At 67.8% G+C, this 21,822-nt stretch carries 18 protein-coding genes and 1 pseudogene; 10 read left to right on the forward strand and 9 right to left on the reverse strand.

Annotation, left to right across the window (positions count from 1 at the left end; all coding sequences use genetic code 11):
* Positions 1-80: 80 nt before the first annotated feature.
* Together ramB and QUE68_RS25360 are read left to right on the forward strand one after the other, a co-directional pair.
* Positions 81-1,508: an acetate metabolism transcriptional regulator RamB gene (gene ramB / locus QUE68_RS25355; protein ID WP_284234930.1), complete on the forward strand. Its 1,428-nt coding sequence runs from the start codon at positions 81-83 to the stop codon at positions 1,506-1,508.
* 37 nt (positions 1,509-1,545) lie between these two features.
* Positions 1,546-2,103: a carboxymuconolactone decarboxylase family protein gene (locus tag QUE68_RS25360; protein WP_284229216.1), complete on the forward strand. Its 558-nt coding sequence runs from the start codon at positions 1,546-1,548 to the stop codon at positions 2,101-2,103.
* Between the two features lie 4 nt (positions 2,104-2,107).
* On the opposite strand, the gene QUE68_RS25365 is transcribed toward QUE68_RS25360, so the two are convergent.
* The 3 genes from QUE68_RS25365 to QUE68_RS25375 are packed head-to-tail and all read right to left on the reverse strand — an operon-like array spanning position 2,108 to position 4,319.
* The gene (locus QUE68_RS25365) at positions 2,108-2,377 is read right to left on the reverse strand and encodes a hypothetical protein (protein WP_284229218.1); all 270 of its coding nucleotides are present in this window, start codon (positions 2,375-2,377) and stop codon (positions 2,108-2,110) included.
* A gap of 10 nt (positions 2,378-2,387) precedes the next feature.
* A complete protein-coding gene (lpdA, locus tag QUE68_RS25370; RefSeq protein ID WP_284229220.1) occupies positions 2,388-3,782 on the reverse strand; it encodes a dihydrolipoyl dehydrogenase in 1,395 nt (464 codons plus the stop codon).
* Positions 3,783-3,815: 33 nt separating this feature from the next.
* Entirely contained in the window at positions 3,816-4,319 is a 504-nt protein-coding gene (locus tag QUE68_RS25375) for a DUF779 domain-containing protein (protein ID WP_284229221.1), read from the reverse strand.
* 70 nt (positions 4,320-4,389) lie between these two features.
* Between QUE68_RS25375 and QUE68_RS25380 the strand changes: the two genes are divergently transcribed.
* From QUE68_RS25380 to QUE68_RS25410, 7 genes and pseudogenes are all read left to right on the forward strand, one after another.
* A complete protein-coding gene (locus QUE68_RS25380) occupies positions 4,390-6,390 on the forward strand; it encodes a prolyl oligopeptidase family serine peptidase (RefSeq protein ID WP_286274610.1) in 2,001 nt (666 codons plus the stop codon).
* On the forward strand, positions 6,387-6,719 hold the full coding sequence (locus QUE68_RS25385) for a hypothetical protein (RefSeq protein ID WP_284234927.1): 333 nt from the start codon (positions 6,387-6,389) through the stop codon (positions 6,717-6,719). Before QUE68_RS25380 ends, QUE68_RS25385 begins: the two co-directional genes overlap by 4 nt.
* 31 nt (positions 6,720-6,750) lie before the next feature.
* A complete protein-coding gene (locus tag QUE68_RS25390; RefSeq protein WP_284234926.1) occupies positions 6,751-7,659 on the forward strand; it encodes a crotonase/enoyl-CoA hydratase family protein in 909 nt (302 codons plus the stop codon).
* Between the two features lie 160 nt (positions 7,660-7,819).
* Positions 7,820-9,085 carry a serine/threonine protein kinase gene (locus QUE68_RS25395; RefSeq protein WP_284234925.1) on the forward strand — a complete coding sequence of 422 codons (1,266 nt, stop codon included), beginning with the start codon at positions 7,820-7,822 and terminating at the stop codon, positions 9,083-9,085.
* Between the two features lie 36 nt (positions 9,086-9,121).
* A pseudogene (locus QUE68_RS25400) lies at positions 9,122-10,885 on the forward strand (peroxidase family protein); the annotation flags it as partial.
* Between the two features lie 39 nt (positions 10,886-10,924).
* On the forward strand, positions 10,925-12,028 hold the full coding sequence (locus QUE68_RS25405) for a catalase family protein (RefSeq protein WP_284236121.1): 1,104 nt from the start codon (positions 10,925-10,927) through the stop codon (positions 12,026-12,028).
* Between the two features lie 111 nt (positions 12,029-12,139).
* Entirely contained in the window at positions 12,140-14,734 is a 2,595-nt protein-coding gene (locus QUE68_RS25410) for a helix-turn-helix transcriptional regulator (protein WP_284234924.1), read from the forward strand.
* Positions 14,735-14,737: 3 nt separating this feature from the next.
* Here QUE68_RS25410 and QUE68_RS25415 read toward each other — a convergent pair whose 3' ends face one another.
* From QUE68_RS25415 to QUE68_RS25440, 6 genes are all read right to left on the reverse strand, one after another.
* Entirely contained in the window at positions 14,738-15,586 is an 849-nt protein-coding gene (locus tag QUE68_RS25415) for a hypothetical protein (RefSeq protein ID WP_284234923.1), read from the reverse strand.
* 59 nt (positions 15,587-15,645) lie between these two features.
* Positions 15,646-16,509: a polyphosphate kinase 2 gene (gene ppk2, locus QUE68_RS25420; protein ID WP_284229236.1), complete on the reverse strand. Its 864-nt coding sequence runs from the start codon at positions 16,507-16,509 to the stop codon at positions 15,646-15,648.
* A 72-nt stretch (positions 16,510-16,581) separates the two neighbouring features.
* Positions 16,582-18,093 carry an aldehyde dehydrogenase family protein gene (locus tag QUE68_RS25425; RefSeq protein ID WP_286274611.1) on the reverse strand — a complete coding sequence of 504 codons (1,512 nt, stop codon included), beginning with the start codon at positions 18,091-18,093 and terminating at the stop codon, positions 16,582-16,584.
* A 9-nt stretch (positions 18,094-18,102) separates the two neighbouring features.
* Positions 18,103-18,684: a phosphatase PAP2 family protein gene (locus QUE68_RS25430; protein WP_286274612.1), complete on the reverse strand. Its 582-nt coding sequence runs from the start codon at positions 18,682-18,684 to the stop codon at positions 18,103-18,105.
* Positions 18,681-19,205 carry a mycothiol transferase gene (locus QUE68_RS25435; protein WP_284234921.1) on the reverse strand — a complete coding sequence of 175 codons (525 nt, stop codon included), beginning with the start codon at positions 19,203-19,205 and terminating at the stop codon, positions 18,681-18,683. Before QUE68_RS25435 ends, QUE68_RS25430 begins: the two co-directional genes overlap by 4 nt.
* A gap of 418 nt (positions 19,206-19,623) precedes the next feature.
* A complete protein-coding gene (locus QUE68_RS25440; protein ID WP_284234920.1) occupies positions 19,624-20,010 on the reverse strand; it encodes a VOC family protein in 387 nt (128 codons plus the stop codon).
* 46 nt (positions 20,011-20,056) lie between these two features.
* Between QUE68_RS25440 and QUE68_RS25445 the strand changes: the two genes are divergently transcribed.
* Positions 20,057-21,778 carry an N-acyl-D-amino-acid deacylase family protein gene (locus QUE68_RS25445; protein ID WP_284234919.1) on the forward strand — a complete coding sequence of 574 codons (1,722 nt, stop codon included), beginning with the start codon at positions 20,057-20,059 and terminating at the stop codon, positions 21,776-21,778.
* Positions 21,779-21,822 lie beyond the last annotated feature (44 nt).

The following is a 21,822-nucleotide window of genomic DNA, read 5'->3' on the forward strand; positions in this document are numbered from 1 at the left end:
ACGGATCCAGATAATGCCACGAGCCCGTGATCTGCCAATCGTGCGAAGGCCGCCTTCACAACCCCGTTACGCTTGTTCACGTGGCCAAGACCTTCGTCGGATCGCGGGTTCGCCAGCTTCGCAGTGAGCGCGGTTTCAGCCAGGCCGCCCTCGCGCAGATGCTGGACATCTCCCCCAGTTACCTCAACCAGATCGAGCATGACGTGCGCCCGCTGACGGTTGCCGTCCTGCTACGCATCACCGAGGTCTTCGGCGTCGACGCGACGTTCTTCGCCAGCCAGGACGACACCCGACTGGTGGCCGAACTGCGTGAGGTGACGATGGACAGCGACGTCGGCATCGACGTCGACCTCGCCGAGATCGCCGACGTCGTGAACGCCCATCCCGCGCTCGCGAGGGCGATGGTCAACCTGCACCGGCGTTATCGACTGACCACCACCCAGCTGGCGGCGGCGACCGAGGACCGCTTCTCGGATGGAAGTGGCTTCAGCTCGGGCTCGGGGTCGATCACCATGCCGCACGAGGAGGTGCGGGACTACTTCTACCAACAGCAGAACTATCTGCACGAACTCGATACCGCCGCCGAGGACATGACCGTGCGGATGCGGATGAACCGCGCCGACCTGGCCGCCGAGCTGTCCGATCGACTGGTCCGGGTGCACGGTGTGCACATCGTCAAACGCGTCGACCTCGGTGACACGGTGCTGCATCGCTACGACCCCGCCACCAAGACCTTGCAGATCGCCAGCCACCTGTCCTCGGGCCGGTACGTGTTCCGGCTCGCCGCCGAGTTGGCCTACCTCGAGTTCGGCGACCTGATCGATGCCAGGGTCGCCGACGGGAACTTCACCAGCGACGAGTCGCGCATCTTGGCCCGACTCGGGTTCGCCAATTACTTCGCGGCAGCGACCGTCCTGCCCTACCGCCAGTTCCACGACGTCGCCGAGAACTTTCGCTACGACGTCGAGCGGCTATCGGCGTCCTACTCGGTCAGCTACGAGACCGTCGCGCACCGGCTGTCGACGTTGCAGCGGCCGTCGATGCGCGGCGTACCGTTGTCGTTCGTCCGCGTCGACCGGGCAGGCAACATGTCGAAACGCCAGTCTGCCACGGGTTTTCACTTTTCGTCGAGCGGCGGCACCTGCCCACTGTGGAACGTCTACGAGACGTTCGCCAACCCCGGCAAGATCGGAGTGCAGATCGCCCAGATGCCCGACGGTCGGCATTACATGTGGGTCGCCCGCACGGTGGAGCGCCGAGCCTCGCGCTACGGCCAGCCCGGAAAGACATTCGCGATCGGCCTCGGCTGCGAGCTGCGGCACGCCCAACGACTGGTGTACTCGGAGGGTCTCGACCTGTCCGGTGAGGTGGCCACCCCGATCGGCGCGGGGTGCCGCGTGTGCGAACGCGACAACTGCCCCCAACGCGCCTTCCCCGCGCTCGGCCGGGCACTCGACCTCGACGAGCACCGCAGTACGTTGTCGCCCTACCTGGTGAAGCACGCGTGACGGCGGTCGCCGGGGGCCGCCGCATAGACTCACCATCGTGAGCGCTGCCGAGACTGCCCCCGCCCGCATCCCGTCGACGGGAAGCTTCCGCGAACTCGGACCCATCGGCTGGCTCCTCGCCAAGGCCGGGGCACGAACGATCCGCGCGCCCCGCTTCCACCTGTTCGACGTCATCGGGCAGCACAAACTTCTGTTCCTCGCGTGGTTGCCGTACTCCGGCGTCCTGCTCAACTGGGGCAAGCTGCCGCGTCTGGACGCCGAACTGGTAATCCTCCGCGTCGGCCACCTGCGGGACTGCGAATACGAGCTACAGCAACACCGTCGGCTGGCCCGCAGCCGCGGCCTCGACGACCAGACGCAGGCTCGGATCTTCGAGGGCCCCGACGCCGACGGGTTGACCGACCGGCAGCGGGTCCTGGTCACCGCGACCGACGAGTTCGTCATCACCCGATCGATGTCTACGGAGACCTGGACGGCGCTCGCCTCGCAACTCGATCGCAAGCAACTGATCGAATTCTGCATGCTCGCCGGTCAATACGACGGACTGGCCGCGACGATGGCGACGCTGAAGATTCCGCTCGACTTCCCGAACTAGACGGTCAGACGTAGGTCGCCGCCAGCACGCTGAGGGAGAACAGCAGCGGCGAAACCGGCAGGCCCCAGACGAAGGCCGCCTTGGCAAATGCCTTGCGGCGGTGGAAGTTTCGGCCGAGCAGACCGCCGACCACGGCAAGCACCAGTGATCCGGCGGCAACGACGAGCACCCAGGCGTTGACGGTCGTGGTCTTGGTCGCGAACGAGATCGCGGCGAGCCACAGCACGTGGCCGATGATGAGCCCACCGAGTGCGGCGACGATCGTCGCTCTCACGCCTTGGCCCTCAGAAGTTGATCATGTGGCCGGCCAAGCCGTGGAAGCACTCCTGCAGCGCCTCGGACAGCGTGGGGTGGGTGTGCACGTTGCGGGACAGCTCGTTGACCGTGAGATCCCACTTCTGCGCCAGCGTCAGCTCGGGCAGCAGCTCGGAGACGTCGTGCCCGATCAGGTGACCGCCGAGCAACTCGCCGTACTTGGCGTCGGCGATGACCTTGACGAAGCCCGCGGGCTCGCCGAGGCCGTGCGCCTTGCCGTTGGCCGTCAACGGGAACTTGGCGACCTTGACGTCGTAGCCCTCGTCGCGCGCCTGCTCCTCGGTGAGCCCGAAGCTGGCCACCTGCGGCTGGCAGAACGTGGCGCGCGGCATCATGCGGTAGTCGCCGAGCGCGAGCGTCTCCGCGCCGGCAATGGTCTCGGCGGCCACCACGCCCTGCGCCTCGGCGACGTGCGCGAGCTGCAGCTTGCCGGTGACGTCGCCGATGGCGTAGATGTGCGGCACGTTGGTGTGCATGTAGTCGTCGATGCCGATGCCACCGCGCTCGTTGACCTGGACCCCGGCCTTGTCGAGGTCGTAGCCCTCGACATTGGGGACGAAGCCGATGGCCTGCATGACCCTGTCGGGCTTGAGTTCCTCGGTCTTGCCGTCCTTGCTGATCGTCACGGTGACCTTGTCGCCATCGTCTTCGATGGACTCGACCTTGGTGCCGGTGAGGATCTTCACGCCCAGCTTCTTGAACTGCTTCTCGATCTCCTTGGAGATCTCGGCGTCTTCGTTGGGAAGCGCGCGCGGGAGGAACTCGACGATGGTGACGTCGACGCCGTAGTTCTTCATCACGTAGCCGAACTCCATGCCGATGGCGCCGGCGCCGGCGATCACGATCGAGGAGGGCAGGTCGCGCTCCATGATCTGCTCTTCGTAGGTGATGACGTTCTTGCTCATCGACGTGCCGGGCACCAGCTTGGTGTGTGCACCGGTGGAGATGATGGCGTTGTCGAAGGTCAACGTCTCGGAGCCACCGTCGTTGAGCGCAACCTCGATGGTCTTGTCATCGGTGAACTTGCCGTAGCCGTGGACCTCGGTGATCTTGTTCTTCTTCATCAGGAAGTGCACGCCCGCCACGCGGCCCTCGGCGACCTTGCGGCTGCGGTCGAACGCCGCGCCGTAGTCGAATGTCACGTCACCGGCGATGCCGAACTGCTTGGCTTCCTTGGTGAAGAGGTGGGCGAGTTCGGCGTTGCGCAGCAGCGCCTTGGACGGAATGCAGCCGACGTTGAGGCAGACGCCGCCCCAATACTTCGGCTCGACGATGGCGGTGTTCAGCCCGAGCTGGGCCGCGCGGATGGCCGCCACGTAACCACCGGGGCCAGCACCTAGTACGACGACGTCATAGTGAGTCACGACCTCCAGCCTAATGGTCGTGCCGAAGGACCCCTAGGCCTGCACCTGCGCCGTCCGTACGGCCGGGACCGGGCATGCGTCACTGGCCTCGGCCACGACGTGCGTGCCCTCGTCACGTGGCCGCTCGCCGCGCTCGTATGCCGTGCCGGTCACCGGCGGAACGCCGTCGAGCACCTGGTTCTCCACCTCGGTGTACGCGCGACCGCGGCTCAGGAACCTCATGCCCTCCGGGGTCTCGAGGCTGAAGCCGCCGCCCCGGCCGGGAACGACGTCGATCACCAGCTGGGTGTGCTTCCACGCCGCGAACTGGCTGCCGGAGATCCATACCGGCACCCCGTCGCCGACGTCGAGAATGGACAGCAAGACGTCACGATCACCGACGATGAACTCCCCCTCGGGGTAACACATCGGCGATGACCCGTCGCAGCATCCGCCGGACTGGTGAAACATCAAGGCGCCGTGTCGATCCTGCAGTGTGCGCAGCAGCGCGGCGGCGGCCTCGGTGATGAGTGCGCGTGACGGTGCACCGTCGGCCATCGGGCCTCCTTCAGCGGCATCGGCGGGTGTGTTACTCAGCTCACACTACGCCGACGGTCACAATGGTCGGGTGGACGAGGACCCGTATCTATGGCTCGAGGACGTCACCGGCGACGAAGCGCTCGAGTGGGTGCGACGGCACAACGAGCCGACGCTCACCGAGCTCGGCGATCAGCGTTTCGAGCAGATGCGTCGAGAGGCGTTGGAGATCCTCGATACCGACGCCCGCATTCCCTACGTCCGGCGGCGCGGCGAGTACCTCTACAACTACTGGCGCGACGCGGACCATCCGCGGGGCCTGTGGCGGCGGACCACCCTCGATGGCTACCGCGACCAGTCACCCGAGTGGGACGTCATCATCGACCTCGACGCGCAGGCCGAGGCGGATGACGAGAAGTGGGTCTGGGCTGGGGCCGAAGTCCTCGAACCCGATCATTCGTTGGCGCTCATCAGCCTCTCCCGCGGCGGATCCGACGCGACGGTGGCCCGCGAATTCGACATGGTGACACGTCGATTCGTCGCCGATGGCTTCACCGTGCCCGAGGCCAAGACCGCAATCTCCTGGGAGGACCGCGATACGGTCCTGATCGGAACGGACTTCGGGCCGGGATCGCTCACCGATTCTGGCTATCCCCGCGTCACGAAGCGGTGGCGGCGCGAGACGCCGCTCACCGACGCGCAGACGATCTTCGAAGGCAGCGCGACCGACGTCAGCATCGGCGTCGGTTACGACCCGACGCCGGGATTCGAGCGGCTGCTGGCCACGCGTTCGGTCGACTTCTTCAACCGGGAGCGCTTCGAAATCCGCGGTGCCGAACTGGTTGCGATCGACGTGCCCACCGACGCGGCGATCTCCATTCACCGCGAGTGGCTGCTCATTCGGCCACGCTCCGATTGGACCGTCGGCACCCGGACCCATCGCGCCGGCTCGCTACTGGCCGCTAAGTATGACGACTTCCTTTGCGGCACAATCGATGTGGACGTGGTGTTCGAACCCGACGAGCACACCAGCCTGGACAACTACGTGTGGACCCGCGACCGGCTCGTCCTCGTCACGCTGCACGACGTCGCGACCCGCGTCGAGCTCGTCACCCCGGGTTCGTGGCGGCGGGAGCCGATCCCCGGGGTGCCGGCCAATGCCACCACGGTCGTCGTCGACGCCGACGAGTACGGCGACGAGATCTTCCTGGATTCGAGCGGCTTCGACAGCCCGTCCCGGCTGCTGTGGGGCCATGCGGGCGGCGAGGTGACCGAGGTCAAGAGTGCGCCGGCGTTCTTCGATGCCTCCGACATCGAGGTGAACCAGCATTTCGTCGCCTCGGCCGATGGCACGATGATCCCGTATTTCGTTGTCGGTCATCGCAGTTCGACGGGGCCGGGTAAGACGCTGCTGGGCGGCTACGGCGGCTTCGAGTCGTCCAACACCCCCGGCTACGGCGGGGTGCTGGGCAGGCTGTGGCTGTCGCGGGGCGGCACCTACGTGCTGGCCAACATCCGCGGTGGCGGCGAGTACGGCCCCACGTGGCACACGCAGGCGATGCGCGAGGGCCGCCACCTCGTGCACGAGGACTTCGCCGCCGTCGCAGCCGATCTGGTGGCACGCGGCATCACCACCGTCGATCGACTCGGCGCGCAGGGGGGCAGCAACGGCGGGTTGTTGATGGGCATCATGCTGACCAAGTACCCGGAGCTGTTCGGGGCCCTGGTGTGCAGCGTGCCCCTACTCGACATGAAGCGCTACCACCTGTTGCTGGCCGGCGCGTCCTGGGTGGCCGAGTACGGCAACCCAGACGATCCCGAGGACTGGGCCTTCATCTCGGAATACTCGCCGTATGCGAACATCTCGGCCGACCGCGAGTATCCGGCCCTGCTGATGACGACGTCGACCCGCGACGACCGGGTCCACCCCGGCCACGCCAGGAAGATGACCGCCGCCCTGGAGGCGGCAGGCCACGAGGTCCGCTATTACGAGAACGTCGAGGGCGGGCATTCCGGCGCGGCGGACAACGCGCAGACTGCGTTTCGCTCGGCCTTGATCTACGAGTTCCTGCACCGCGTGCTGAGCCCGTGAGCACCCTGTCCCTTGGCCTGTTCTTCGGCGGCGTGGCGATCCTGCTCGTCGGAATGCTGCTGCCCGGCTGGGATACCGCCACGAAGCCCAAGCGAGCGGTGAAGCGGCTCGTCTACTGGACCGCCACAGCCGTCGCGATCCCCGTGCTGTTCGCCGCCGGCCTCCCCGATTTCCAGAGCTCGCTCGCCTTCACCGCGATGGCCTGCATCCTGATGGGCGGGTGGGCCTACTTCCGCACACCGAACCTAAAGGTCGGCGGTCGCATCCTGGCGGCCTACCCGCCGAACCGCGAACCCGACCCGTCGGTACCCGGGAGGCGCCACCCTTGACATCCGGCGCGCCGCTGACTCGACTTCTCCCATGTCCGCCAGCCAAGCCGAATTCGAGACGCTCCTCTACCGGACGCGTGAGACCGTCGCGACCATCACGCTCAACCGCCCGGAGCACCTGAACACCATCGTCCCTCCGATGCCCGACGAGATCGAGGCGGCGATCGGCCTCGCCGAGCGCGATCCGGCCGTCAAGGTCATCGTGTTGCGTGGTGCCGGGCGGTCGTTCTCGGGCGGCTACGACTTCGGCGGCGGCTTCCACCACTGGGGTGAGGCAATGAACACCGACGGCAAGTGGGATCCCGGCAAGGACTTCGCCTTCGTGTCGGCACGAGCGACGGCGCCGACGCAGAAGTTCATGGCGATCTGGCGGGCATCCAAGCCGGTGATCGCTCAGGTCCACGGGTGGTGTGTGGGTGGCGCCAGCGACTACGCGCTGTGTGCCGACCTGGTCATCGCCAGCGACGACGCCGTCATCGGCACTCCGTACAGCCGGATGTGGGGTTCCTATCTCACCGGGATGTGGCTCTACCGACTCAGCCTGGCCAAGGTGAAATGGCACGCCATGACCGGCGAACCACTGACCGGGGTGGAGGCCGCGGCGGTCGAGCTGATCAACGAGTCGGTGCCCTTCGAGCGGCTCGAGGCCCGGGTTGCCGAGATAGCCGCGAAGCTGTCCCGAATCCCATTGTCTCAGTTGCAAGCTCAGAAGCTCATCGTCAACCAGGCCTACGAGAACATGGGGCTGGCGTCGACGCAGACGCTTGGCGGGATCCTCGACGGCCTGATGCGCAATACCCCCGACGCATCGGCCTTCATCGCCACGGCCGCGACCGACGGCGTGCGCGCCGCGATCGAGGGACGGGACGGGCCGTGGGGCGACTACAGCCAGGCCCCGCCGGAACGACGGCCCGACCCCTCGCACGTCATCGAACCCTGAGTGCCGGAAAGTCGTCGACGGCGGCCCCGCCGGGCAGTAGCGTTCAGCGATGACGGGCCGAATCGAGTACCCCACTACGCGTGTGCCAGGGAGTCCCACGGCGCAGGCTCGTGCCATGGACCGCGACACGGGAGGTCTGCGATGAGCCCAAGGGGACGTCATGGCGTCACTGGATGAATTGCCCTACTACGAGGTCGTCTTCGACGAAGATGGCACGCCCAATCACAGCGATCACCAGGAGTACCCCGGGCTGCAGGCGGCCGTGGCCGCCGGCGGCATCACCGATGTGTTCGTCTTCTCGCACGGCTGGAACAATGGTGTCGCCTCCGCCCGCGCTCTGTATGCGGAGATGTTCACGCTGTTACGGGATCAGCTCGGAGCGACGGCGCCGAGCACCCTCTTCGTCGGTGTCCTGTGGCCGTCCCTGCTGTTTCCCGACGACGATCCCGCGACCCCGCCGCCGGAACCCTCGACGGGTCGGCAGCTCGTCGCCGCGATCGCGCGCGCCATGCCGCAGCAGCTCGACCAGCTCGACGTCATCGGTCGACTGCTCGACGAGAAGCCTCAGGATCGAGACAAGCTCGTCGAATTCCACTCCCTGACAGCAGGACTCGTGACGACGGCGCCGCAGTCGACCGAGGACGCCGGGGAGTCGACATTGCTCACCGCCGACGCGTTGACCGTGCTCGGTCATGCCGCGAGGATGGCGCCGGGGTCGAGTCCGGCCACCCGGAGTGCCGGCGACGTATTCGACCGGCTGTGGGCAGGCGGACGGGAGCTGCTGCGGACCGCGAGCTACTACGAGATGAAGAACCGCGCAGGCGTCATCGGGGGCCGTGGCCTCGGGCCGCTCCTCGGCGCGCTCACCGGACCCGACGGCGCCCCGCGCATCCACCTGATCGGGCACAGCTTCGGAGCCCGGCTGGTCTCCTACTCGCTGTCGGGACTACCGCCTGGCGCCAGGGGACCCGACAGCCCGATCAAGTCGCTCACCCTGATCCAGGGAGCGTTCTCGCACTTCGCCTTTGCCCCGAGCCTGCCGTTCGACCGCGGGCGGACGGGCGCACTCGCGGACTTCGTCGACAGGGTCGACGGGCCCTTCGTGGCGACCTTCACCGCTGCCGATCGAGCCGTCGGCACGTGGTACCCGGCGGCCAGCCTGCTCGCCCGCCAAGACTCCAAGGGCCGCGACGACGTGATGTTCCGGTGGGGAGCCATGGGTCACGACGGGTATCAGAGCCATCCCAACGCTCAGACCGTCACCCTTGCGCCGGGCACTCCGTCGTACGGCTTCGAAGCGGGCCGGTTCTACGCCCTCGATGCCAACGCCGTCATCGCCAAGGATGAATCCCCGGTCAGCGGTGCACACAGCGACATCAAGCACGGCGAGATCACCTGGGCCATCTGCGAAGCGGCCCGGGTCTGAGAACCCATCAACGGCAGCCGCATCGGGGACCATGACATGTCTGAAGCCACGCCACGCCGGGCCGGCCGGATCCTCGGCGGAGCCGCCGAACGCCTCGACGCCGCCATCGGGTGGTCCCGGCTGCCGACCCTTCTCGGCATCCCCGTGCTCGTCGGCCTGCGGTATCGACTGCGCGCCGAGAACCTCTACGACACGGGGCGCGACGCCTCAATGCTGCCACCACCCGCTGGTGACGGAAGCTATCGCGGGGCCCGCACCGTCGACGGCACCTACAACGACCTCGCCGACCCCTTGATGGGTGCCCAGGGCTGCCGCTTCGGTCGCAACGTCCCCCTGGCCCGGGCCTACCCGGAGGCCGACGAGGCGCTGTTGAGCCCGAGCCCCGACGTGATCAGCCGAAAGCTATTGCGGCGACGTGTGTTCCAGCCCGCCACTACCCTCAACCTGCTCGCCGCGGCGTGGATCCAGTTCGAGGTGCATGACTGGCTGAGCCACCCGACCACAGAGGACGCGCCGTGGCAGATCCCGACGCAGAACGACGACGGCACCGATGGGGTGATGTCGGTCCTGCGGACCGCCCCTGACCCCCATGCCGATCCGGACGGTCCGCCGACCTTCGTCACCGGGGACACGCACTGGTGGGACGGTTCCCAGATCTACGGTGCTGAGCCGCAATTCGCCGAGGCGTTGCGGTCGTTCGAGAACGGCAAGCTCCGGATCGACGACGTCGGACTGCCACCCGCCTCCCTCGAGTCGACACTCGATCCGGCCGGTGTCCTCGCCAACTTCTGGGTGGGGCTGGCGCTGCTGCATTCGCTGTTCATGCGCGAGCACAACGCCATCTGCGACGTCCTCGTCGGGCACTACCCGTATATGTCCGACCAGGAGCTGTACGACAAGGCGCGCCTGGTGAACACCGCCCTGATGGCCAAGATCCACACGATCGACTGGACGCCGGCGATCATCGCCCACCCCACCACCACGTTCGCGATGCGCGCCAACTGGTTCGGCGTCTTCGGTGAACGGCTGAACCCATTCATCCGCAGGTTCACCCGCAACGAGGTGTTCACGGGCATCCCCGGCTCGCCGACCGATCACCACGACGTGCGCTACTCGCTGACCGAGGAGTTCGTCGCCGTCTACCGCATGCATCCCCTGCTGCCCGATGATTACGAGTTCCGGTCGTGGCGTGACGATGCCCTGCTGGCCGAGCACCAACTCGGGGACCTGGACTTCACGCATGTCCGGCAACGTCTTTCGGAGACGCCGATGGCCGATCTGCTCTACTCGTTCGGGCGGGCCAACCCCGGCGCCATCACCCTGCACAACTATCCCCTGCAGTTGACCGAACTGGAACGCGACGGCCACACCATCGACCTGGCGGCGGTGGACGTCTTGCGGGTCCGCGAGCGAGGAGTGCCGCGCTACAACGAGTTTCGCCGCCTGTTCCGACTTCGACCCGCCGCGACCTTCGCCGACCTGACCGATGACCCGGTGTGGGCGCGCGAGTTGGAGGACGTCTACGGCGACGTCGAGCGGGTGGATCTCATCGTCGGCATGTACGCCGAGCCGAAGCCGCCGGGATTCGGTTTCAGCGATACGGCCTTTCGCGTGTTCATCCTCATGGCATCACGCCGTCTGGAGAGCGACCGGTTCTTCACCACGGACTTCCGTCCCGAGGTCTACACGCCGGCGGGTATGGAGTGGATCAGACGCAACTCGATGCGCACGGTCCTCTTGCGACACTTCCCGGAGTTGGCACCCGCGTTGGCCGGAGTCGAGAACCCGTTCGCCCCATGGACCGCCGCCGGTGACCCCGGCTTACAGGATGGAGCCGCCATGACCGCCCGCACCTACGTGCCCTATCGCGATGACGTGGAACAGCCCGCCATCGACGAGGACGGGCTGGTCTTCGAGATCGCAGCATCACTGCACAAGAACAACGTATGGGCCCTGAAGAAGTACCGGCACGGGCTCCGCGACGCCCACGCCAAGGGCCACGGTCTGCTGCGGGGCCACCTGACCGTCTACCCCGACCTGCCAGAAGAGCTTCGGCAGGGCTTGTTCGCCGAGCCGGCCAGCTACCCCGTCGTCGCACGGTTGTCCAGTACCGCAGGCGCTCTGCGCAGTGACCAGACGAAGGGCATTCGAGGACTCGGCATCAAGGTTCTGGGCGTGCCGGGTCCCAAGATCCTGCCCGATGACGACACCACCAACCAGGACTTCATCCTGGTGACCCACCGCGAGTTCCCCTTCGCCGACGCGGCGGCATATCTGCGACGCGGCATGCCGCTGGCCAAGGTCCTGGCCCGCACGCCGGACTCGGTCCTGCAGTTCGCGAGCCGGGTCTTCGCCTTCTTCGGCAACCACGTCCTGCCGCGCGTCGGTCTGCACCTGCCCATGGCGCTGGCCCTGTTCGCCCGCCCCAATTCACCCGTGCTCGGCGAGACCTACTATTCGTCCTCGGCGTTGCGCTACGGCGACTACATCGCCCGGTTCGCCGTGGTTCCCCTGTCGGCGTCCGTGAAGGCGCTTCAGGGGCAGGTGGTGCCGCCAAGCGCGGGTGACGACGCCCACCGCGACATGGTGACCGAGCTGTTCGGCACCGACAGTGCCGAATACGAGTTCCAGGTGCAGCTGTGCACCGACCTCGCCACGATGCCGGTCGAGGACGCGTCCGTCGACTGGCCCGAAGACGCGTCTCCCCATCGCGGTGTCGCGAAGCTGACCTTCCCCCGACAGGACCCGGGCACCGCGGAGCGGCTCGCCTACGGCGACGACGTGCTGTCGTTCAACTCGTGGCGGGGGCTCGCCGCGCACCGGCCACTCGGTTCCATCAATCGTCTCAAGAAGCTCGTGTACGACGCGTCCAGCGATTTCCGGCACAGGCACAACCACGTGGCGCGCCAAGAGCCGTCCGACGCCTCCGAACTACCGGCTTAGCGGCTCCGCAGCAAAGAGCGGGCGGCACAGGCAAACTCGCCGAGCGACCGAGGTTGGTCGTTACCTGCTGAATGGGCAGCGGATCGTAGATTTGGCACCTACCCTGAAGACATGGCGCGGCAATGGCAGATGTTGGATCGCCCTGCCGAGTTCGACGCGATCAGTCAGGCGCTCACCGACCCGGGCAGTGGTGGCGTGGTGCTCGTCGGGCCGGCCGGTGTGGGCAAGACGACCCTGGCCAGAAGCGTCGTCGCCGCCCTGCCGTCGGAGGTGCACTGGATCGCCTGCACCGAGTCCGCCCGCAGCATCCCGCTCGGCGTCTTCGCCCACCAGGTCCCGCCATCGGGTTCCCGCGACCCGCTGGCCCTGATCGCATCGGCACGCAAATCGCTTCTCGCGCAAGCCAACCCCACCATCGGCGTGGATGATGCCTATCTGCTCGACGAGCTCTCGGCCACGCTGGTCCACCAGCTCGCGGTGGAGGGCGCGGCCAAGTTCGTGGCCACCGTGCGCAGCGGCGAGCCCGTGCCCGACGCGGTGACGTCGTTGTGGAAGGACGGCTACCTCAAGCGCTTCGAGCTCGCACCCCTGTCCAAGCAGCAGAGCATCGCGCTGGTGGAGATCGTTCTCGGCGGCCGCCTCGAAGGCCTCAGCGCCGACGTGATGTGGGAGTCATCGGGCGGGAATCCGTTGTTCCTGCGCCATCTGGTCGAGGGCGCCGTCGACGCGGGCACGCTGACCGAGGTGTCCGGCGTGTGGCAGCTCAGGGGTGGGGCCGTCATCTCGTCGGGCCTGGCGTCACTTCTCTCGCACCGCCTCGACCGCGCCTCCGACGCCGTGATGCGGACGTTGAAACTGCTTGCCCTCTGCGAACCCTGCGACATCGACGTCCTGTGCTCCCTCGCCGGCGAGGATGCCGTGGACGATGCCGAGGTGCAGGGTCTGATCCGCGTGGCGCGGGACGGCGTCCAGCTCAATGCCCGGTTCAGTCATCCGCTCTACGGCGACGTCGTGCGCCAGCGCACCGGAACCGCGTCGGCTCGGCGGTTGCGGGGCAACATCGTCACCGCGCTCCGGGAGCGTTCGACCGACACCACGGCCGCCCGAATCCGGTTGGCGCAGCTCTACGTCGGCAGCGATCAGCCTCCCGACGTGAACCTCTTGATCACGGCTGCGAAGGACGCCATCTCGCTGTCCAACGTCCCGCTCGGTGAGCTTCTCGCGCGCGCCGCGCTGGACCACGGCGGCGGCCTGCGAGCAGCCGAAGTCCTGTCGCGGGCCCTGCTGTGGCAGGGCCGCCCCGCCGAGGCAGACGGCATTCTGGCCCAGTTCGATCCCAACGACCTCGACGAACTGCAGCTCGTCCAGTGGGGCATCCCGAGGGCGTCGATCCTGTTCTGGTCCATGGGCGCCGTCGACCAGGCCCACTCGGTGATGCAGATCCTGGCCGAGCGCGTTCGCCATCACGCCCTGAAGCTCGTCGTCCAGGCGACGTCGGCAGCACTTGCGGTGCACGAGAACAAGATCGAGGAGGGTCTGGCCGCCGCCGAGGCGGTGCTCTCCGATCCCGAGGCCCCCAAGCAGGCCTTCGAGTTCGCCGCATTCAGCGCGGGGCTCGCGATGCCCGTGGCGGGCCGCGGCGGCGACTTCGAGCCAATCGCCGCCATGAGTCGGGCCCAACAGAAGCCGACCGACGGCATGATCAAGGTGATGGTCCGCTACGGCGACGTGCTGGCACTGACCACCGTCGGCCAACTCGACCTCGCCGACGAACGCGCCGCCGCGTACGCCACCTTCTCCTCGTCGGGACAGCGCTTGGGCTGGGCGATCGCCAAGATCACCGCCGGCGTCGTCGCCACGTACCGTGGCCGGTTCCCCGACGCCATCGCAGCGATCGAGCAGGCACTCGCGGCGCTCGCGGCCGAGGCGTCACTGCCGTGGCGACTGCCCGCCCGACTGCTGCTGGTCAGGAGTTACTCGGCGCTCGGCGACGTCGATCAGGCCGAGCGCGTGCTCACCGAGGCGGCCGAACACACCGGGCCGTCCGTCGCCATCCACGAACCGCAGGTGCTGATCGCCAAGTCGTGGTTGGCCGCGGCGAAGAGTTCCGAGCGTTCGGCGCTCGAATTCGGAAGGGCAGCTGCGGATCTCGCTCACAAGTCGGGTCAGTATGCCGTCGAGGGTGAGGCGCTGCACCACTTGGCCCGCCTCGGCGACCGCACGGTCGCGGGTCGGCTGCGTGCTCTCGAACCGCGCATCACCGGGCCGCTGGCCGACCTGTACGCCCGCCATGCCGCCGCTGTCTCCACGGCGGACGGCGCGGCGCTGGACGCGGTGAGCGTGGCATTCGAACGGGCCGGTTTCCTCCTGTCCGCCGCTGATTCCGCGGCTCAGGCCGCGAGCGTGCACGACCGGGCGGGCAATCGCCGCCGCAACTCGGAGTCGGCGGCGCGGGCCCTGCGCCTCGCGGCGCTGTGCGGTGGCGTACTGACACCCGCCGTCAGGCGCGCGGCGGCACCTCTGCCGGTGACGTCGCGGGAACGTGAGATCGCGGCGATGGTCGCCGCAGGGCTGACCAATCGCGAGATCGCCGACAGCCTGGTGGTTTCGGTGCGCACCGTCGAGGGACACATCTACCGCGCATGCATCAAACTCGACGTGACCGACCGCGAGGAACTCGGCAGGATCGTCAGGCCCGACGCGTAATCGCTAAGTGCGGCGCCGCAGACCACCGAGCGTCGATGCCAGCCCGCCGAGCACGACCAGCCCAACGCCGGCCGCCAACGTCAGGTTCAGCCACAGATGCAAGCTGCCGACGGCATGGTCGACCATGGCGGCGGCGACGTTGCGGACGTCGGCCGTCGTGGCGTTCAGCGCGTCGTTCACGTACCGTCGTCCCACCTCGATCCCCGCCCAGCCTGCGGCCCCGACGATGAGACCCGAGACGCCAAGGGCGACAAGAGCTTTGCCGCGCTGCTTGGCGGCGGCCAACATCAGGAGGGCGAACACCCCGGCGAGTACGGCGGCAACGACGCTCACCCACGGCCCCCAGGTGGCGACGTCGCGCAGTTGGCCGGGCCGAACCGATTGCGAGACGTTCTCGGTCAGCGGAATCTCGAGGGTCTCCGGCGCCCTGATGCCGAAGTCGGCGAGCGTCTGCTGAAAGGAGCTGTCCGCCAACATCGGTGACAGATCGACCTGCCAGCGGCCGGACGCATCGGACTGGCCGACGGTGTCGGTGAAGAGCCAGCGGTGCGCCACCTGATTCGCCAGCGCGAACTGGCCGGGGAACGCGGTCCCACGGGTGTAGGCCTGGGCCGCGCCCGTCAGCAGGGTCTCGTTGACGTCGAAACCCGAGTTACCGGCCAGATTCATCAACTGCGACGTCAGGGCCGCTGCCATCGCCTGCTGCAGGGCGGGGTCATGCGCAGCCGACGTCGCCAGCTCCGAGTAACCGTTGCGGTCGACCACGTTGTGCTGCGCCCACATCGCCGGAACGGCTACTGCGAGCGCGATGGTGGTCAACAACCAACAGAGGACGGCGAGCAGCAACCGCATGGTGCGTCCTCCCGTCAGGGGTGTCAGGTCGCCGCCGAGGCGGCTTCGGGACACACCCGTCAATCGGTCAGGGCGCGTCCCACGATGAGGGGATCGGCCGTGGCGACCACCTCGCGGTCCTTGTTGTCGTAGTCGAACTTACCGAGTACGAGGCGCATCGCGTTGATCCGGGCGCGCTTCTTGTCGTTGCTCTTGACCACGGTCCACGGCGCGACGTCGGTGTCGGTGAGCTCGAACATGTCCTCCTTGGCCGCAGTGTAGGCGTCCCACTTGTTCAACGACGCAAGATCTGTCGGCGACAACTTCCACTGACGCACCGGGTCGACCTGGCGGATGGTGAAGCGGGTGCGCTGCTCGGACTGGGTGACCGAGAACCACAGCTTCGTCAGGCTGATGCCGTCGTTGACCAGCATCTGCTCGAAAAGTGGTGCCTGCGAGACGAATTCGGCGTGTTGGTCCGGCGTGCAGAAGTTCATCACCCGCTCGACGCCCGCCCGGTTGTACCAGGACCTGTCGAACAGGACCAGCTCGCCCGCGGCGGGAAGATGCGACACGTAGCGCTGGAAGTACCACTGCGTGCGTTCGCGCTCGGTCGGCTTCTCCAGCGCGACGACCCGTGCACCGCGCGGATTGAGGTGCTCCATGAAGCGCTTGATGGTGCCACCCTTGCCCGCCGCGTCACGCCCCTCGAACACGATCACGTGGCGCAACCCGTTGGTCTGGCTCCACTTCTGCAGCTTGAGCAACTCGATCTGGAGCAGCCGCTTCTGCTCCTCGTACTCGGCGCGCGGCATCCGCTCGTCGTACGGGTAGTTCTCCCGCCAGGTGTCGACGTCGCGTCCGCTGGGATGGTGCACCAGTACCGGGTCGTCGTCATCATCGTCGCGGACCGAGTAGTACTCGGTGCCCTGCAGGGTGGTCACCGGCAGAAGATAACGAAGTCGGCAGACGCCACGATGACTTTTCGGTGAACGGAGGGTGACGCGACGGTCGGGCTACTTGGCTGCCCGCTTCGGGCGGATCAGCGCGAACTTCGTCATCATGGTGTTCATCCGCTTCATCGCCTTGAGCGAGTTGTTGTAGTAGTTCCCGCCTGCGCCGACGCTGGTCCGGGGGGCGACGATCGCCTCTTGGCGGCAGAACTTGCGCAGACCCTCCGCACCGCCGAAGCGGGCCCCGATGCCCGAGCTCTTCCAGCCCCCCATGGGCGCCGTGGTACACATCAGGTTCGAGATGACGTCGTTGATGTTGACTGCGCCGCAATCCAGTTCCAGCGCAACGTCATTGGCCCTCTCGACATCGCGGGAGAACACCGACGCGCTGAGTCCGTAAGGACTGTCGTTGGCCAGCCGGACCGCCTCCGCGACGGTGCTCACCTTCATGATGGGCAGTGTCGGACCGAAGGTCTCCTCCGTCATGCAGTCCATCGAGTGGTCGACGTCGACGAGCACCGTCGGCGGGTAGAAGCTGCCGGGGCCCGTCGGGCGCTCACCACCGGTCAGTGCCCGCGCGCCCTTGGCGACGGCATCGGCGACGTGGCGGGCGGTGACGTCGACCTGGCTGTCGTCGATCAGGGCACCGAAGTCGAACCCCTCCCCCGCGCCCATCTTGAGGTCCTCCACGTCGCGGATGACGGCGGCGACGAAGGCGTCGTACACCTGATCGAGGACGTAGACCCGCTCGACGGACACACACGTCTGACCCGCGTTGAACATCCCGCCCCACACGGCGGCATGCGCGGCGAGGTCGACGTCGGCGTCCTCGAGCACGATCATCGGGTCCTTGCCGCCCAACTCCAGGCTGACCGGCACCAGCCGCCGGGCAGCCCGCTCCATCACCTTGGCACCGGTGGCACTGGACCCCGTGAACTGGATGTAGTCGGAGTTGTCCACGACGGCCTCGACGGCCTCGCGGGCGCCCTGGACGATGGCCATCACCTCGGGCGCACCCGAGTCGAGCCAGCCGCGGAGCAGCAGTTCGGCGGTCAACGGCGTGCGCTCCGACGGCTTGAGCAACACCGCGCAGCCGGCCGCCAGGGCAGCGAGACCGTCCATCAGCAGATTGGCCACCGGATAGTTCCAGGGCGCCACGATCCCCACGACGGGACGTGGCCGGTAGTGCACGGAGATCTTCTTGATCGACAGGAACGGCAGCGACGCCGGACGAGTCTCGGGGGCGAGCGCCTTCTCCATCGTCTTGATGTAGTACGACGCGATCATGATCAGCAGCGGCACTTCCTGCGCGGCGTCGGTCGCCGACTTACCGGTCTCGGCGATCAGCAACCGTTCGATCTCGTCACGGTGCTCGCCGAGCCAGACGGCGTACCTGGCCAGCACTCGCGCGCGGCCGGCGGCGCCCCGGGCGTCCCACTCCCGCTGCGCTTGCCGCAACCCGGCGGCGATGCGCGGCACGTCGACCGGATCGGTCCAGCGAACCGTGCCCGCCACGCGACCCGTGGCCGGGTTGAGGATCTTCGCGCTAGCGTCAACTTCGGGCGTCGCAGTCATACGCCCATGTTAACCGGAGCTGTGATCTAGATCGCAGCTGGGGTTGACACGTGTCAAGTTGGCCGTCCGCACGGCGATGCACAGCAGCGCGGTGCTCAGTAGCACGGCACCCAGTGTGTCGGTGAAGTAGTGGTAGGTGAACGCCTGTCCGAGGAGCCCCGCTGCCGCGATCGCCACCGCGATGGTCACCGCCCACACCGAGACGCCAACCACCAGCACCGCCATCCCGAGCACGACGACGGTGACCGTCACGTGTCCGCTGGGATAGGCCAACGCGCCCTCCATCTCGCGGCCGAACAGCCGCTTGAGCAAACGCACCGCGACGACGGCAACCACCGGTGTCACCGCGGCGGCGATGGCGAGTCGCCACCGCCGGCGATACGACGCGGCGGCGATCGTCACCAGGAACAGCAGGATGACCAGGCGCGCGTCGGTGAAGTACAGCAACGCGTCCACACCGGGATGGGTATGGCCGAACTCGATGAAGCGGTCGTCCAGCGCCGTGGAATCCGTGCCCACCGCAACTCCCAGGAGCAGCAGCCCGAGCACACCGATCACCGGCCACCAGCGAAGCAGATTGGCGGTCGTCATCCCCCGGCGACGAGGCCCCGGATGTACGCCGCCTGGCCGAGGTGCTGCGCACAGTCGTCGATGATGCTGACGATGCGCGCACTCGCGGTGACCGGCGGCGTCCACCGCTCGTCCACGACGGCGGCCAGGTCGTCTGCCGTGACGGACGCGACGTAGGCCAGGGTCATCGCGTGCACGGCGTGGTAGTACCCGCCCAGCAGATCGGCGGACGCGCGGACCTTGGCGACCTGCTCGGGCGTGTGGCCGTAACCGTGGGCATCCCGCGGCAGGTCGAGCGCGAACCTGTCGACCCAGCCGTCGCGCAACCACAGCTGCTCGGTGCCGGCGATCTCGCTGAGCTGGGCATCCTGCACCCGCGCGCTGTGCCAGAGCAGCCAGGCGATCGTGTTGGCCTCGGGCGCCGGCCGGTAGTACGCGACCTCGTCGGTCAGGTCGTCGACGAGGTCGTCGGCGTGCTCGATCAGCCGCGTGAACGAATCGCGCAGCAGCTCACGGGCAGCCGCGATGTCGGTGTCAGCCATGGCTGCGACGCTACCCCGAGCTAACCCGGCGTCGCGCGTGCTACATGGTCGGCGCCGGCGCGCCTCCCGCTACATGGTCGGCGCCGGCGCGCCTCCCGCTACATGGTCGGCGCCGGCGCGCCTCCCGCTACATGGTCGGCGCCGGCGCGCCTCCCGCTACATGGTCGGCGCCGGCGCGCCTCCCGCTACATGGTCGGCGCCGGCGCGCCTCCCGCTACATGGTCGGCGCCGGCGCGCCTCCCGCTACATGGTCGGCGCCGGCGCGCCTCCCGCTACATGGTCGGCGCCGGCGCGCCTCCCGCTACATGGTCGGCGCCGGCGCGCCCCGTGCTACATGGTCGGCGCCGGCGCGCCTCCCGCTACATGGTCGGCGCCGGCGCGCCTCCGTGCTACATGGTCGGCGCCGGCGCGCCTCCCGCTACATGGTCGGCGCCGGCGCGCCTCCGTGGAACACGGCTTCGACATTGTTCCCGTCCGGGTCGCGCACGAACGCGCCGAAGTACCCGGGGTGGTACTCGGGCCAGATGCGAGGTGCGTGCAGCGACTCCGCCCCCAGCTTCAGCGCCGCGTCGTAGAAGGCCGTGACCTCGTCGGTGCCCGCGGCTTGGAACGCGAAGTGGATCGGGGCTCCCGGTGACCGGCCGGCGGCATCCTCCAGCCAGAAGTCGGGCTTGCGGTCCCGGCCGTAGCCAACTGCGGCGCCCACGTCCATCTGCCGCGTGTAGCCCAGCACTTGGAGCACCGCGTCGTAGAACTCCTTGGACTTCTCGTAGTCGCCGCACACGATTCCGAAGTGATCGATCATCCACCGATCCTGGCACCTACCACCGACAGCGTCGTACATTCGGCTGATGGCCCATGACTTGATCATCCGCAACGGCACGATCGTGGACGGCGTGGGCGGCGAGCCGTTCGTCGGCGACGTCGCGGTGTCCGACGGGGTGATCACCGCAGTCGGATCGGTCGAGGGGTCCGCCACCCGCGAGATCGACGCGACGGGTCTGCTCGTGACGCCGGGCTTCGTCGACCTGCACACGCACTACGACGGCCAGGCCATCTGGTCGGATCGAATGACTCCGTCGTCGGCGCACGGTGTGACCACCGCGGTGATGGGTAACTGCGGCGTCGGCTTCGCCCCGTGTCGCCCGGACGACCACGAGACGCTCGTCGACCTGATGGCCGGCGTCGAAGACATCCCCGGCGTCGTCATGGTCGACGGCCTACCGTGGACGTGGGAGACATTCCCCGAATTCCTCGACGCGGTGTCGTCACGGGAACGGGACATCGACGTCGCGGCCTTCCTGCCGCACTCCCCGTTGCGGGTGTACGTGATGGGTCAGCGAGGCGTCGACCGCGAGCCCGCCACCGACGAGGACCTGGCGCTGATGCGAAAGCTGGCCGCCGAGGCCGTGCAGGTTGGCGCGCTGGGTTTCGCGTCGTCGCGATTGACCCTGCACAAGAGCGAAAGTGGTCAGCCCATACCAAGTTTCGATGCCGGACATGCCGAGATCGAAGCGATCGCCCGCGGCGTCAAGGACGCCGGCGGAGGCCTCATCCAATTCGTCCCCGACCTGGTCGCCGGCGACTACGGGCCCGCGCTGCAGACGGTGTTCGACGTCGCCGAGGACGTCGGCCTGCCGGTGACGTTCACCCTCGCGATAGGCAACGCGGGCGACCCGTTCTTCGTCGACGGGCTGAATCTCGTCGAGAAGGCGAATGCCGCCGGTGGGGACGTCAGCGCCCAGATCTTTCCGCGGCCCATTGGTCTGGTGATAGGACTCGAGCTGTCGGGCAACCCGTTCATCCTGTACCCGAGCTACCGCGAGATCGCCCACCTCCCCCTCGCCGATCGCGTTGCCGAGATGCGCAAACCCGAAGTGCGCGAACGCATCCTGGCCGACAAACCCGCGAGCGACGGCCATCCGCTGATGTTCGCGGCCCAGGCGTGGGAGTGGATGTTCCCGCTCGACGACCCGCCCAACTACGAGCCACCCCGCTCGCAGAGCATCGCGTCACGGGCGCGGGCCCGCGGTGTCAGCCCGCTCGAAGAGGCCTATGACCGGGTGCTCGACGATGACGGGCACGCGATGCTGCTCATCACGCTGGCCAACTTCCGGGACGGTTCCTTGGACACGGTGGCCGAGCTGATCCGCCGCGACGACGTCGTCCTTGGTCTCGGTGACGGCGGCGCACATTACGGAATGATCTGCGACGCAAGCTTTCCCACCTACATGCTGGCGCACTGGGCACGCGACCGCCCGTCGGGCCGGCTGTCGGTGGCGGAGGCGGTGCGCGAGCTGACGTCGGCGCCCGCCAGGGTCGCGGGGCTGGCCGACCGGGGCCGCATCGCCGTCGGCTACAAGGCGGATCTCAACGTCATCGACCACGCCGCGGTTCGCCTGCACAGGCCCGTCATCGCGCGCGATCTGCCCGGCGGCGGCCGTCGTCTGGACCAGACTGCCGACGGCTACGTCGCGACGGTGGTCGCCGGTGAGGTGATCGCGGAGAACGGCGTGCCGACGTCAGCCCGGCCCGGCAAGCTGGTCCGCGGCAGGCAGCCCTCGCCGGTCTGAGGCCCAGCGACTGTGCGATGTCATCCGTAACACGCCGCTGAGTG

The organism is Mycolicibacterium sp. TUM20985, from assembly GCF_030295745.1.
Taxonomy (GTDB): Bacteria; Actinomycetota; Actinomycetes; order Mycobacteriales; family Mycobacteriaceae; genus Mycobacterium.

Bases quoted from the DNA above. Each gene is read 5' to 3' on its own strand.
- QUE68_RS25390 (WP_284234926.1), top strand. From the start codon at position 6,751: ATGTCCGCCAGCCAAGCCGAATTCGAGACGCTCCTCTACCGGACGCGT.
- QUE68_RS25435 (WP_284234921.1), bottom strand. From the start codon at position 19,205: ATGGCTGACACCGACATCGCGGCTGCCCGTGAGCTGCTGCGCGATTCG.
- QUE68_RS25415 (WP_284234923.1), bottom strand. From the start codon at position 15,586: ATGCGGTTGCTGCTCGCCGTCCTCTGTTGGTTGTTGACCACCATCGCG.
- QUE68_RS25395 (WP_284234925.1), top strand. From the start codon at position 7,820: ATGGCGTCACTGGATGAATTGCCCTACTACGAGGTCGTCTTCGACGAA.
- QUE68_RS25440 (WP_284234920.1), bottom strand. From the start codon at position 20,010: ATGATCGATCACTTCGGAATCGTGTGCGGCGACTACGAGAAGTCCAAG.
- QUE68_RS25430 (WP_286274612.1), bottom strand. From the start codon at position 18,684: ATGACGACCGCCAATCTGCTTCGCTGGTGGCCGGTGATCGGTGTGCTC.
- QUE68_RS25410 (WP_284234924.1), top strand. From the start codon at position 12,140: ATGGCGCGGCAATGGCAGATGTTGGATCGCCCTGCCGAGTTCGACGCG.
- QUE68_RS25405 (WP_284236121.1), top strand. From the start codon at position 10,925: ATGACCGCCCGCACCTACGTGCCCTATCGCGATGACGTGGAACAGCCC.
- QUE68_RS25375 (WP_284229221.1), bottom strand. From the start codon at position 4,319: ATGGCCGACGGTGCACCGTCACGCGCACTCATCACCGAGGCCGCCGCC.
- QUE68_RS25425 (WP_286274611.1), bottom strand. From the start codon at position 18,093: ATGACTGCGACGCCCGAAGTTGACGCTAGCGCGAAGATCCTCAACCCG.
- QUE68_RS25445 (WP_284234919.1), top strand. From the start codon at position 20,057: ATGGCCCATGACTTGATCATCCGCAACGGCACGATCGTGGACGGCGTG.